This window comes from Comamonas sp. MYb21 (assembly GCF_037479395.1).
Taxonomy (GTDB): Bacteria; Pseudomonadota; Gammaproteobacteria; order Burkholderiales; family Burkholderiaceae_C; genus Comamonas.
This window is the reverse complement of the sequence record NZ_JBBGZC010000008.1, coordinates 101,617-114,241: the sequence shown is the minus strand read 5'-3', so window position 1 is coordinate 114,241 and position 12,625 is coordinate 101,617. Positions and strand designations below refer to the sequence as shown.

Here is a 12,625-nt window from a genome sequence, read left to right as displayed (position 1 = left end):
GTTGACCCTATCGTCTAGAGGCCTAGGACATCACCCTTTCACGGTGAGTACCGGGGTTCGAATCCCCGTAGGGTCGCCAAGTTTGAAGCACTTGATGCTATACAATAGCTAGCAAAGCTTCCTGCCAGGAGTGGTAGTTCAGTTGGTTAGAATACCGGCCTGTCACGCCGGGGGTCGCGGGTTCGAGTCCCGTCCACTCCGCCACAGTTTTAAAAATTTGTTGAGATCATGTCAGGACGCGAAGGGCGCGCGAAGCTGTACTCAGGTACAGCGAGCGAGACCGACAAAGTCATGGCTTGATATCAGCAAATTGGGGGGTATAGCTCAGCTGGGAGAGCGCTTGCATGGCATGCAAGAGGTCATCGGTTCGATCCCGTTTACCTCCACCAATTAAACTTATCTGAGGCATTGCACCAGCAATGCAGCGCAGACAAAGTTCTAGGATTGACCCTATCGTCTAGAGGCCTAGGACATCACCCTTTCACGGTGAGTACCGGGGTTCGAATCCCCGTAGGGTCGCCAAGTTTGAAGCACTTGTAGCCGTCACGGCTAGCAAAGCTTTCTGCCAGGAGTGGTAGTTCAGTTGGTTAGAATACCGGCCTGTCACGCCGGGGGTCGCGGGTTCGAGTCCCGTCCACTCCGCCAGATTCCAAAAGCCTTCTTGTCATGCGGCAAGAAGGCTTTTTTCATGGCCGCTGCAGGCGTGCAGCGGCCAAGAAAAAGCCGATCGCCGGGTGGCCCCGCAGATCGGCTTTTGGCTGGCCAAGGCCCGCAGGCCTGTGGTCTTACTTCGGTGCCAGGCGAATGGCGCCGTCGAGGCGGATCACTTCGCCATTGAGCATGTCGTTCTCGACAATGTGCTTGACCAGCTTGGCATAGTCCTCAGGGGTGCCCAGGCGGCTGGGGAAGGGCACGCCGGCGGCCAAGGCATCCTGCACCTCCTGGGGCATGCCAAACAGCATGGGGGTGCCAAAAATGCCGGGCGCAATCGTCATGTTGCGGATGCCGCTGCGCGCCAGATCGCGGGCGATGGGCAAGGTCATGCCGACCACGCCGCCCTTGGAGGCTGCATAGGCTGCCTGGCCGATCTGGCCGTCATAGGCGGCGACGCTGGCCGTCGAGATCAGCACGCCGCGCTCGCCGGTGGCTTCGGGCTCGTTCTGGCCCATCGCTTCGGCGCAGAGACGGATCATGTTGAAGCTGCCAATCAGGTTGACCGTGATGGTCTTGCTGAACAGCTCGAGCGAATGGGCGCCTTTTTTGCCCACGGTCTTTTCAGCCGGTGCGATGCCGGCGCAGTTGACCAGGCCAAACAGCTTGCCCAGCGAGACGGCTTTGGCAACCACGGCCTGGGCTTGCTCTGCATTGGACACATCGCATTGCACAAAGGCGCCGCCCAGCTCCTGGGCCAGGGCCTGGCCTTTCTCTGCCTGCATATCGGCGATGACGACGGTCGCGCCCTCGCGGGTCAGCATGCGTGCCGTGCCTTCTCCCAGGCCCGAAGCGCCGCCTGTGACGATAAATACCTTGTTGGCGATTTGCATCGCTATGTCTCCTGATTGTTGGATCCAAAGCATCTTAGCCCAGAGCCGGGCGGCGAGCAGTCACAAAAAAAGCCCGCGAACGGGCTTTTCGTGACAGTGCGCAGCGCTTATTGGAAGCCGGCGCGGTCCAGCATCTGCTGCACCTTGGGCATATTGCTGCCCACGGCGCTGATTGGGATGGTCTCGCTCTTGAACGGCTTGTTCTGCGTCATCGTCTTCAAAGCCGGGTTGTCGGTCTCGACATTCTTGGCAGCAGGCCACTCGTTGTTGCCGTTGGCAAAGTAGGTCTGGGCCTCGGGGCTGGCCAGGTACTCCAGGAACTTGACGGCATTGTCCTTGTTCTTGCTGTACTTGGCGACGGCGCCACCAGCGATGTTCAGGTGCGTGCCCCAGCTGCTTTGGTTGGGGAACACCACGCTGACCTTGTTGGTGATCGCGACATCGTCGGGGTTGCTCGAGCGCATCAGGCGGGCAAAGTAGTAGCTGTTGGTGATGGCGATATCGCATTCACCAGCGGCCACGGCCTTGATCTGGTCGGTGTCGCCACCCTTGGGTGGGCGGGCCAGATTGTCCTTGACGCCTTGCAGCCATTGCTGGGCCTTGGCCTCGCCGATGTGCTCGGTCACGGCGCCAAACAGGCTCAGGTTGTAGGGGTGCGAGCCCGAGCGGATGCAGATCTTGCCCTTGTTCTTGGGATCGGCCAGCTTCTCGTAGCTGTCGACATCTTCCAGCTTGACCTTGTCCTTGTTGTAGGCGATCACGCGGGCGCGGGTCGAGAGACCGAACCAGGTGATGCCGCCATCGGCTTCGGGTTGGGCGCGCAGGTTGGCGGGAATCACTTCCTCCAGTTTGGCCGAGCGGATCGGCAGGAACAGGTTGTCCTTCTCGCCGCGGTACAGGCGTGCGGCATCCACCATCAGCACCACATCGGCAGGGGAGGCGGCGCCTTCTGCCTTGAGGCGGGCCACAATGCCTGCGTCGTCCGAGTCCACACGGTTGATCTTGATGCCGGTCGCTTTTGTGAAGTTGTTATAGAGCGCCTCATCCGTCGCATAGTGGCGGGCAGAGTACAGGTTGACCACTTCTTGGGCTTGTGCGGCGGCACCTGCCGTGATGGCGCAAGCCAGTGCAAGGATTTTGAAAGAATGCATAGGGCAAAACGTCTCTGTAAAGTTGGAGACGCGATCTTAATTGAAACAAGAATTGTTTCTATTTAAACCATTGCAGGCTCTGAGCTTATTCAGGTCGCGTTAAGTGTGGCTCTGGTGATAAGAAGCGCATGCAGCGCTATTGCCAAATGCAGCGCAAAAAAAAGCCCGGCAAGGCCGGGCTTTAAAAGGATCCAAGAAACCAGGTTTCGAAAAGATCCAAGGAGACAACTGGGTGTGTTGAAATTTTCAACACCATGGGTAAATTATAGGGTTTACCCTTGAGTCTGTCCAGCGAACTGGCGAAAATTTGACCAAACTGTAGGTCTTGGGCAACGGCAGCGCGCTCAAGAGGCTCGCTAGTTAGCGCTTGCGAGCGGTCGCGGCGCTGACGGTGCCAGCAGCCTTGACGGCGTTGTTGGTGATGGTGTTGAAGTTGGTTTCAGCCACTTCACCGGCTTGCTTGACAGCCTTTTGCACGGAGTCGTAGGCATTGTTGGCAGCAGCAACCGCAGTCTTCATCACGGCCACAGCGCTTTCGGAGCCAGCCGGTGCGTTCTTGGCAGCGGTGTCGACAAATTCGTTGAACTTGGACTGGGCTTCAACGGCCTTGTTCTCGAAAGCCTTGCTGAATTCCAGGCTGGTAGCAGCGGCGATTTCGTACAGGTGACGGCTGTAGGCAGCGGTCTTTTCGGCCATGGGTTGCAGCAGGCCGCTTTGCACGCTCAGCAGGTCTTGGGCGTTCTTGGCATCGAGCACGGCCGAGGTGTTGGCCGAGACATCGGACAGCGCAGCGCGGGTTGCAGCCACGTTCAGTTCCACCAGCTTTTCCACGCCTTCGAAGGCCTTGTTGGTCAGGCCCAGCAGGGTTTCCAGATTAGCTTTGTGTGCAGCCAGGATTTGGTCAGGGGTCAATGCCATGTTCATACTCCGTCTCGTTAGAAGTGTTGAAGGTACAAATCCGGGCACGTCCTGTGCGCCGGAGGTTTGTGCATTGCGTTGAATTTGCTGCACTGCACAATGACTCTATTGTTGGGCATCTTCGCGCCTTTTGCAAGCCTTTTTTGTGCAGTGCAGCAAAAAAGTCTTTTGTTTTGATTTCAATCATTTACCATTTGTTTAATTGGTTGATCGGGTAACGAATTAGCCGCCTGGCAACCGACTGAAATCAGCTTGCTCTGACGTTGTAGTTGCGCCATGTGTCAGCACGATGGCAGCGCCTGTGATTGCCTGCCATCGCCTGTCCCCGACGTGCAGCGTGGCGCTGGCGCCTGGGGCCCGCACTTCTACAATGCCTGCGAACGATGTGACCAGGATGGCCAAGATGTCTTCTTCGCAGCAGCATGCCGAGCGCCCCCAGCCCCAGCCCCGATCTGCCTATGCGCAGTTTGTGCGCGTGACCACGCGCTGGGCCGACAACGATGCCTATGGGCATGTGAACAATGTGGTGTATTACAGCTGGTTCGATACCGCTGTGAACCGCTTGCTGATCGAAAAGGGTGTGCTCGATATTGAAGCGAGCAGCAGCATTGGCCTGGTGGTGGAGACCCAATGCCATTATTTTGCGCCGGTGTCCTATCCGCAGGATGTGGATGTGGGCGTGCGCGTGGCGCATCTGGGCAAGAGCAGCGTGCGTTATGAGCTGGCGATTTTTGTCGCCGGTGAATCGCAAAGCGCCGCTTGCGGGCATTTTGTCCATGTCTATGTAGACCGCAGCAGCCGCCGCCCGGTGGCGCTGCCCGATGCCACGCGCCAGGCGCTGGACAGCCTGCGTTTGCCGTAAACAGCTTCCAGGCGCCTTGCCCTGCCTGGCTGCAGGGCAGCGGGCAATCGCCTACACTTGCCGCTGTTGCGACCTTATGAAATAGGCGCTGGGTTGTGGATATGAGACATGGCGCCTGCCGCCAGCAGCCAAATGGGCTGCTGCACGGGTTGGCGCGCAACCCTGTGCTGCCAACCATGATTATCCAAAGTCTGCTGGACACCGACCTGTACAAGTTCACCATGATGCAGGTGGTGCTGCACCAGTTCCCCGGGGCCCAGGTGGAATACAAGTTCCGCTGCCGCAATCCCGGCGTACAACTGGCGCCCTATGTGGACGAGATCCGCGCCGAAATCCGGCAGCTGTGCAGCCTGCGTTTTGCCGATGACGAATTGGCCTATCTGCAATCGCTGCGCTTTATCAAAAGCGACTTCATCGATTTTCTGCGGCTCTACCAGCTCAAGGAAAAATACATCAGCGTGCTGCCGCTGCCCAGCGGCGAGATCGACATCACCATCACCGGCCCCTGGCTGCATACCGTGCTGTTCGAGATCCCGGTGCTGGCCATCGTCAACGAGGTCTACTTTCGCAATACCCAGCCCGAGCCCGACTGGGCCGAAGGGCGCCGGCGCCTGGCAGGCAAGATCGAGGCCATGCGCGGGCCGGGGCTGGAGGCGCTCAAGATTGCCGACTACGGCACGCGCCGGCGCTTCAGCCACCGCTGGCAGCGCGAGGTGCTGGGCAGCCTGGTAGGCGGGCTGGGCGTGGCCACCCATCCTGCGATGCCGGGCGAGCGCCGAGGCCAATTGGCCGGCACCAGCAATACCTTGTTTGCCAAGCAGCTGGGCCTGACCCCGCTGGGCACCATGGCCCATGAATACCTGCAGGCCTGCCAGGCGCTGGGCCCGCGCCTGCGCGAGAGCCAGATCTACGGCTTTGACATGTGGGCCAAGGAATACCGGGGCGACCTGGGCATTGCGCTGTCCGATGTCTATGGCATGGATGCGTTTTTGCGCGACTTCGACCTGTACTTCTGCAAGCTCTTTGATGGCGCGCGCCATGACAGTGGCGATCCTTTCAGCTGGGGCGAACGCCTGATCGCGCACTACAAGCTGCACAAGGTCGATCCGCTGACCAAGATCCTGATCTTCAGCGATGCGTTGACGATACCGCGCACGATTGCGCTGTTCGAGCGCTTCCAGGGCCGCTGCCAGCTGGCCTTTGGCGTCGGCACCAACCTGACCAATGACCTGGGCTACGAGCCGCTGCAGATCGTCATCAAGATGACGCGCTGCAATGGGCAGCCCGTCGCCAAGATCTCGGACACGCCCGGCAAGAGCATGTGCGACGACGAAAAATACCTGGCCTACCTTCGCCAGGTGTTCAACCTGCCCCCCAGCCAGCACATTCCGCCGCAAGGCGTGGCCCCCGCTCCCGCACGTGCGGGTTAATCGGGATGGCTGCTGTCGCCAGCGGCCCGTCTTGGGACAGGACCGCTGACTAAAATCACCGGGCTGCGTGCGTCTGCCGGACGGTGTTGGGCTGCCATGCATGAATAAGCACAAACACAAGGAGCAGGTTATGGGGCAGCAGTATGGGGTCTGGGGCAGGGCGGCGGTGGGCGCTGCGGTGCTGGCGCCCGGGTGGGCCGGCGCGGCCACGGTCAATGGGGCCGAGCTCTCCGTTTTCTGGGGCATCCCCTTTGCCGGCATTCTGCTGTCGATTGCGCTGATGCCGCTGTTTCTGCCCAACTTCTGGCACCACCATTTTGGCAAGGTGGCCGCGTTTTGGGCGCTGGCCTTCTTGCTGCCTTTTGCGGCAGTCTTTGGCCCGGGGCTGGCCGCCGGCAGCCTGGCCCATGCGCTGGTGGCTGAATACATTCCTTTTGTGATCCTGCTCACGGCCTTGTTCACGGTCTCGGGCGGCATCTATATTCGCGGCAATCTGCATGGCTCACCGGGTTTGAACACGGCGATCCTGGCCATTGGTGCGGTGCTGGCCAGCTTCATGGGCACGACGGGAGCTTCCATGCTGCTGATCCGCCCGCTGATCCGTGCCAACGATGCGCGCCGCAGTTGCGCGCATGTGGTGGTGTTCTTTATCTTCATCGTCTCCAACGCCGGTGGCTCGCTCACGCCGCTGGGTGATCCGCCGCTGTTCCTGGGCTTTTTGAAGGGCGTGGATTTTTTCTGGACCGTGCGCCATATCTTTGCCGAGACCCTGTTCCTGGTCGGCGCGTTGCTGGTGATCTTCTACCTGCTTGACCGCTATATGCTGCGCTTTGATGCGCAAAAGCCCCGCAGCGACCCCACGCCCGACACCCACAGCCTGGGCTTTGAAGGCAAGATCAATTTTGTGCTGCTGGGCGCTGTCGTAGCCCTGGTGCTGCTGAGCGGCTTTTGGAAGTCCGACCTGCAGTGGGACATTGCCGGTGTGGCTGTGGGCCTGCCGTCCATCGTGCGTGATCTGGGCCTGATTGCGGTGGCCGTGCTGTCGTTCAAGCTCACCCCCGCATCGGCCCATGCGGCCAACCAGTTTGACTGGGGCCCGATGCAGGAGGTGGCCAAGCTGTTCGCCGGCATTTTTCTCACCATCATCCCCGTCATCGCGATGCTGCAGGCGGGCGCCAATGGCCCCTTTGGCGCCGTGGTGCGCGCGGTGACCCGGCCCGATGGCTCGCCCGACCCGGCGATGTACTTCTGGGCCGCAGGCCTGCTCAGCAGCTTTTTGGACAATGCGCCCACCTACCTGGTGTTTTTCAACACCGCCGGTGGCGACCCCCAGGTGCTGATGACCTCGATGGCGACCACCCTGGCCGCGATTTCGGCCGGCGCCGTTTTCATGGGCGCGAACACCTATATCGGCAACGCACCCAATATGATGGTCAAGGCCATTGCCGAAAGCCGTGGGGTGCGCATGCCCAGCTTTTTTGGCTACATGGCCTGGTCGTGCTCCGTCCTGGTGCCGCTGTTTGTCGTGATGACTTTTATCTGGTTCCGCTGAACCCCCGAGGAAACTGCCGATGTCCCGCCCGAAAATTCTGATTGCCCGCGCCATTTCGCCCGAAGTGGTCACCGTGCTCGAACAGCACTTCGATGTCCGCTCCAACCAGGACGATATCGCCTGGTCGCCCGCCGAGCTGGCCGAGCGCCTGCAGGGCATGGATGGCGTGCTGACCACCGGCTCGCAGCGCATCGATGCGGCCTTGCTGGCCGCCTGCCCGCAGCTGCAGATCTGCGCCAACATGGCCGTGGGCTACAACAACTTTGATGTGGCCGCGATGACGGCGGCCGGCGTGCAGGGCACCAATGCGCCCGATGTGCTGACCGAGACCACGGCCGATTTCGGCTTTGCGTTGCTGATGGCCACCGCCCGCCGCATCACCGAGAGCGAGCATTTTCTGCGCGCCGGCCAGTGGAAGGACTGGCGCTATGACCTGTTTGCCGGCGCCGAGGTGCATGGCAGCACCCTGGGCATTCTGGGCATGGGCCGCATCGGCCAGGCCATAGCCCGGCGCGGCGCGCATGGCTTTGGCATGCAGGTGGTCTACCACAACCGCTCGCGCCTGTCTGCCGAGCTGGAGGCCGATTGCAAGGCCCGCTATGTGAGCAAGCAAGAGCTGCTCAGCACCGCTGACCACCTGGTGCTGGTGCTGCCCTACACCCGTGAGGCCCACCACACGATCGGCGCGGCCGAGATCGCCAGCATGAAGCCGACTGCCACGCTGATCAATATCGCGCGCGGCGGCATCGTGGACGATGTGGCGCTGGCCAAGGCCTTGGCCAATAAGACCATTGCAGCGGCCGGCCTGGATGTGTTCGAGGGTGAGCCTGCGGTGCACCCGGATCTGCTGGCGCTGTCCAACGTGGTGCTGACGCCGCACATCGCCAGCTCTACCATGGGCACGCGCCGGGCCATGGCCCAGCTGGCGGCCGACAACCTGATCGCTTACCTGGGCGGCAAGGCGCCGGTCACGCCCGTCAACCGCCTGGAGCACAGCCGCCGCAGCGCTGCCTGAACGCAAAATATTTCAATAAAGATGGCTGTTTGTGCCCACCAGACGGGTGCAAGCAGCTATTATTTTTGCAGTCTTCTCAAACACGGGGAACGGTTGTGAATCTGGATCTGGATCGGTCGCTGCTCAGCCTGGTGCTGCTGGCCTTGGTACTGCTGGCGGTGCTGGCCAACCTGCTGGTGCTGCTGCTGCGCAGGCCCAAGGTCGATCTGGGGGAGGCCTGGCTGCAGCAGCAGGAGCGCCAGGCCCGTGACCAGCAGCAAACCGTGCAGGCGCTGGCGCGCAGCGAAGGCGCGCTCAGCCACCTGTCGCAGCACATGACCTTGCAGCTGCGCGAGTTGAACCAGGGCAGCCAGGACGTGATGGGCGAGTTCCGCGAATCGCTGGAAGCGCGCATGGCGCAAAGCCTGGCCGAGTCGCGCCTGGGGCGCCAGGAACTGGCCCAGGCGCTGGCCGGGTTCGAGACCCAGCTCGCCCAGCGCCTGGCCCACCTCGATGCGGCCGTCAACCAGCGCCTGTCGGTGCTCGATACCTCGCTCACCCAGCGCGTCGATGCGCTCACCCGTGCCAACCACCAGAGCCTGGCCACGCTCAAGACCGATGTGCAGTCGCACCTGGCGGGCATGCAAGACGGGGTGGGGCGCCAGCTGGCCCAGCTGCTGCAGGCCAACCAGCAGCAGTCCGAGCAGCTGCGCGGCACGCTCAACGAGCGCCTGGCCAGCATCCAGAGCGACAACGCCAGCAAGCTCGAAGAGATGCGCAAAACGGTCGATGAAAAGCTGCATGCCACCTTGGAGCAGCGCCTGGGTGAATCCTTCAAGCTGGTCAGCGACCGGCTCGAACAGGTGCACAAGGGCCTGGGCGAGATGCAGACGCTGGCGGGCAGCGTGGGCGACTTGAAGCGCGTGATGACGAATGTGAAATCGCGCGGCACCTGGGGCGAGCTGCAGCTGGGCATGATCATCGACAACGTGCTGACGGCCCAGCAGTACGCCAGAAACGTCAAGACCGTGCCGGGCAGCGACGAGATGGTGGAGTTCGCCATCCGCCTGCCGGGCCACAGCGATGACAAGCCGGTGTGGCTGCCGATCGACTCCAAGTACCCGGTCGAGCATTACCAGCGGCTGATGGATGCGCAGGAAAGCCTGGACAAGGCGGCGATCCAGTCGGCCAGCATCGGCTTTGAAAACTCGATCCGGTTAGAGGCCAAGAAGATCTACGGCAAGTATGTCTCGCCGCCCAACACCACCGATTTTGCGGTGCTCTACCTGCCCACCGAGGGCCTGTTTGCCGAAGTGATGCGCCGGCCGGGTCTGGTCGAAGCCTTGCAGAACGACTGCCGGGTCATGGTCTCGGGGCCTGCCAACCTGGCAGCGATGCTCAGCAGTCTGCAGATGGGCTTCAAGACCCTGGCCATCGAAAAGCGCAGCTCGGAGGTCTGGGCGGTGCTCGGCCAGGTCAAGACCGAGTTCAACAAGTTTGGCGATGTGGTGGAGGCTACGCGCAGGTCGCTGGACCAGGCGGCCAAGAAATTCGAGCAGGTCGATGTGCGCACGCGGGCCATCCAAAAGCGGCTCTCGCATGTGCATGAGACGCCGGCCGATGGCGAGCTGGGGCCTTTGACCACCGATCCGGACGAAGGCGACAGCGCAGCGGCCCTGACTTAGCCGACAATGCAGGCCAAGCAAGTGCCTGTTGCCCACGGTGCTGAAGGGAACGCGTGAATCGCGAGTTGATACGGCTGATCATCGGCCAGTTTTTTGTCCATACCTGTATGACAGGCACGCGCTTGGCAGCCCCGCTGCTGGCCCTGCGCGATGGCCACACCCCCGGCGCGGTGGGGTTCTTGCTCAGTCTGTTTGCGCTGACCCAGGTGTTCCTGGCGCTGCCGGCGGGCCGCTACGCCGACAAGCACGGCTTCATGAAGCCGATGCTGGCCGCCATTGCGCTGGCCTTTGCCGGCACTGCCATTGGCGTGGCCTTTCCCCGGTTTGAAGTGCTCTGCGTCGCGGCGCTGCTCACGGGGGCGGGCTGCGGCATCTCGATCATCGCGCTGCAGCGCCATGCCGGCCGCGTCGCCCATGAGGCCAGCGAGCTGCGCCAGATCTTCAGCTGGCTGTCGCTGGGCCCGGCGATTGCCAATTTTCTGGGGCCCATGGTCACCGGGCTGATCATCGACCACTCGACCGGCCAGGCGGGCAACAACCTGTCCTACCGCATCGCTTTTGCGGTGCTGGCGCTGTTTTCGGTCGTCGCCTGGTGGTGCGTGCGCAGCGCGCAGGAGATGGAGGCCGAGCCGCCCAAGAGCGATGGCCAGCCCCACCATGCCTGGGATCTGCTGCGCGAGCAGTCCTTCCGCCGCTTGCTGATCGTCAACTGGCTGGTGGCCTCTTGCTGGGATGTGCACACCTTTGTTGTGCCCTTGCTGGGCCATGACCGGGGGCTGTCGGCCTCCGAGATCGGTGCCGTGCTGGGCGTGTTTGCGCTGGCGGCCTTTGTGATCCGGGTGCTGCTGCCTGCCATCTCGCGCCATATGCGCGAGATGACTGTGGTAATGGCCGCGATGGTGCTAACGGCCGCCATCTTTGCGATCTACCCGCTGATGCCCAATGCCTGGGCAATGGCCTTTTGTTCGGCCTTGCTGGGCATCGGCCTGGGCAGTGTGCAGCCCATGGCCATGAGCATGCTGCATCAGATCACTCCCGAAGAGCGCCATGGCGAGGCCGTGGGCCTGCGGCTGATGCTGATCAATGGCTCGAGCGTCTGCATGCCGCTGATGTTTGGTGCCGCTGGCGCGGCCATTGGGGTGGGCGGCGTCTTCTGGGTGATGGGTGCCTTGGTAGGTGCGGGCTCGCGCATGGCCTGGGTGCTGGGCAAAACGCCGCTGCCCAACTTTCGGGTGCTGGACAGCAGCCATGGCGCGGAACCGGCGGGCCATGCGCTGGGCGAGAAACAGGCCCAGCCACCCGATAAGCGCTGACCACAAGCGCTGAGCTTGGTGCCCCGCCTCGCCGGTGGCGGCCGGCCAAGCGGCTAAACTGCAGGGCTTATTGGGGGATCAAAGCATGATGGATGGATTGGTATCCGGGCGCATACTGGGCCAGCCGGTCGAGCGCAGCAGTAAAACCGGCAAGCCCTATGCGCTGGCCAAGGTGCGCGCCAATGCGGGCGCGGGCGACGGCGAGATGCTGATTGTCAATGTCATCGCTTTTGACGATGCCCCGGTGGCGGCGCTTTTGGGCCTGGGCGATGGCGACAGCATCTGCCTGTCGGGCAGCCTGACCCCCAAGGTCTGGGTCGACCGCGATGGCGTGACCCGCCCCAGTGTCGATATGGTCGCCCACCAGGTGCTGACTGCTTACGCTGTGGCCCGCAAGCGCGGCCTGGCCGGTGATGCGGACTTTGACCCAGCCGCCTGAACCCATAGGGGTGCGGGCGGGCACGTACAATCTGGCGCAGCATGACTCCATCTTCTCCCGCATCTTCCCCAGCTGCTTCACGCGGCCTGTTCATCAGCTTTGAAGGCATTGACGGCGCCGGTAAATCCTCGCATATCCAGGGCCTGCACGATGCCTTTTTGGCCGCAGGCCGCCAGGTGGTGAGCACGCGCGAGCCCGGTGGCACGCCGCTGGCCGAGAAGCTGCGCGCGCTGTTCCTGCAGGAGCCCATGGATGCGCTGACCGAGGCCTTGCTGGTCTTTGCCGGCCGGCGTGACCACCTGCAACAGGTGATCGAGCCCGCGCTGGCGCGCGGTGACGTGGTGCTGTGCGACCGTTTTACCGATGCCACCTTTGCCTACCAGGGCGCCGGGCGCGGCTTTGACCTGCAGGTGCTGCAGGTGCTCGAGCGCATGGTGCAGGCCCGGCCCGAGCTGGGCGAGGGCGCACTGCGCCAACCCGATCTGACCATCTGGTTTGACCTGCCCACCGAGGTGGCCGCCGAGCGCCTGGCCGGTGCACGCGCCCCCGACCGTTTTGAGGCCGAACCCCAGCAGTTTTTTGCCCGCGTGGCCGCCGGTTATGCCGAGCGCGCGCTGGCGCAGCCCGCGCGGTTTGCGCGCATCGATTCGCACCAACCCAAGCCGGCGGTGTGGCAGGCGGTGCGCCAGGCCATAGCAGCCCAGGGCTGGCTGCCGGCCAGCAAGGGGGAGGGCTGA

Annotated in this window: 11 protein-coding genes and 5 tRNA genes; 13 read left to right on the top strand and 3 right to left on the bottom strand. The window is 62.5% G+C overall.

The features are described from left to right. The first annotated feature begins 3 nt into the window (after positions 1 to 3). The 5 genes from WH367_RS13265 (at position 4) to WH367_RS13245 (ending at position 645) form a co-directional block, all read left to right on the top strand. A tRNA-Glu gene (locus WH367_RS13265) sits at positions 4 to 79 on the top strand. 48 nt (positions 80 to 127) lie between these two features. Beyond that, positions 128 to 204: transfer RNA gene (locus WH367_RS13260), tRNA-Asp, on the top strand. Positions 205 to 313: 109 nt separating this feature from the next. Next, a tRNA-Ala gene (locus WH367_RS13255) sits at positions 314 to 389 on the top strand. A gap of 57 nt (positions 390 to 446) precedes the next feature. Beyond that, positions 447 to 522 (top strand) — tRNA-Glu (locus WH367_RS13250). Positions 523 to 568: 46 nt separating this feature from the next. After that, positions 569 to 645, top strand: a tRNA-Asp gene (locus WH367_RS13245). A 140-nt stretch (positions 646 to 785) separates the two neighbouring features. On the opposite strand, the gene WH367_RS13240 is transcribed toward WH367_RS13245, so the two are convergent. The 3 genes from WH367_RS13240 to WH367_RS13230 all read right to left on the bottom strand — a co-directional run bounded on the left by WH367_RS13240 (position 786) and on the right by WH367_RS13230 (position 3,613). After that, a complete protein-coding gene (locus tag WH367_RS13240; protein WP_312986395.1) occupies positions 786 to 1,544 on the bottom strand; it encodes a 3-hydroxyacyl-CoA dehydrogenase in 759 nt (252 codons plus the stop codon). A gap of 107 nt (positions 1,545 to 1,651) precedes the next feature. Next, positions 1,652 to 2,695 carry a Fe(3+) ABC transporter substrate-binding protein gene (locus WH367_RS13235; protein ID WP_021028627.1) on the bottom strand — a complete coding sequence of 348 codons (1,044 nt, stop codon included), beginning with the start codon at positions 2,693 to 2,695 and terminating at the stop codon, positions 1,652 to 1,654. Positions 2,696 to 3,055: 360 nt separating this feature from the next. After that, positions 3,056 to 3,613: a phasin family protein gene (locus tag WH367_RS13230; protein ID WP_027011309.1), complete on the bottom strand. Its 558-nt coding sequence runs from the start codon at positions 3,611 to 3,613 to the stop codon at positions 3,056 to 3,058. A gap of 394 nt (positions 3,614 to 4,007) precedes the next feature. On the opposite strand from WH367_RS13230, the gene WH367_RS13225 reads away from it, so the two are divergent. The 8 genes from WH367_RS13225 to tmk all read left to right on the top strand — a co-directional run bounded on the left by WH367_RS13225 (position 4,008) and on the right by tmk (position 12,625). Then, positions 4,008 to 4,475: an acyl-CoA thioesterase gene (locus WH367_RS13225; protein ID WP_445228112.1), complete on the top strand. Its 468-nt coding sequence runs from the start codon at positions 4,008 to 4,010 to the stop codon at positions 4,473 to 4,475. 176 nt (positions 4,476 to 4,651) lie between these two features. Further along, positions 4,652 to 5,905 (top strand): nicotinate phosphoribosyltransferase, encoded by a 1,254-nt coding sequence (gene pncB / locus WH367_RS13220; protein WP_339536499.1) that lies wholly within the window; start codon positions 4,652 to 4,654, stop codon positions 5,903 to 5,905. A gap of 130 nt (positions 5,906 to 6,035) precedes the next feature. Next, complete coding sequence (locus WH367_RS13215) at positions 6,036 to 7,457, top strand: sodium:proton antiporter (protein ID WP_339536498.1); 1,422 nt, start codon at positions 6,036 to 6,038, stop codon at positions 7,455 to 7,457. Positions 7,458 to 7,476: 19 nt separating this feature from the next. After that, positions 7,477 to 8,472, top strand: a complete 996-nt coding sequence (locus WH367_RS13210; protein WP_339536497.1) for a 2-hydroxyacid dehydrogenase — start codon at positions 7,477 to 7,479, stop codon at positions 8,470 to 8,472. A gap of 176 nt (positions 8,473 to 8,648) precedes the next feature. Continuing rightward, positions 8,649 to 10,136: a DNA recombination protein RmuC gene (rmuC, locus tag WH367_RS13205; protein ID WP_445228115.1), complete on the top strand. Its 1,488-nt coding sequence runs from the start codon at positions 8,649 to 8,651 to the stop codon at positions 10,134 to 10,136. A 53-nt stretch (positions 10,137 to 10,189) separates the two neighbouring features. Continuing rightward, a complete protein-coding gene (locus WH367_RS13200; protein ID WP_021028634.1) occupies positions 10,190 to 11,449 on the top strand; it encodes an MFS transporter in 1,260 nt (419 codons plus the stop codon). Positions 11,450 to 11,534: 85 nt separating this feature from the next. Further along, on the top strand, positions 11,535 to 11,888 hold the full coding sequence (locus tag WH367_RS13195; RefSeq protein WP_021028635.1) for a single-stranded DNA-binding protein: 354 nt from the start codon (positions 11,535 to 11,537) through the stop codon (positions 11,886 to 11,888). A 41-nt stretch (positions 11,889 to 11,929) separates the two neighbouring features. After that, positions 11,930 to 12,625: a dTMP kinase gene (gene tmk / locus WH367_RS13190; RefSeq protein ID WP_339536495.1), complete on the top strand. Its 696-nt coding sequence runs from the start codon at positions 11,930 to 11,932 to the stop codon at positions 12,623 to 12,625.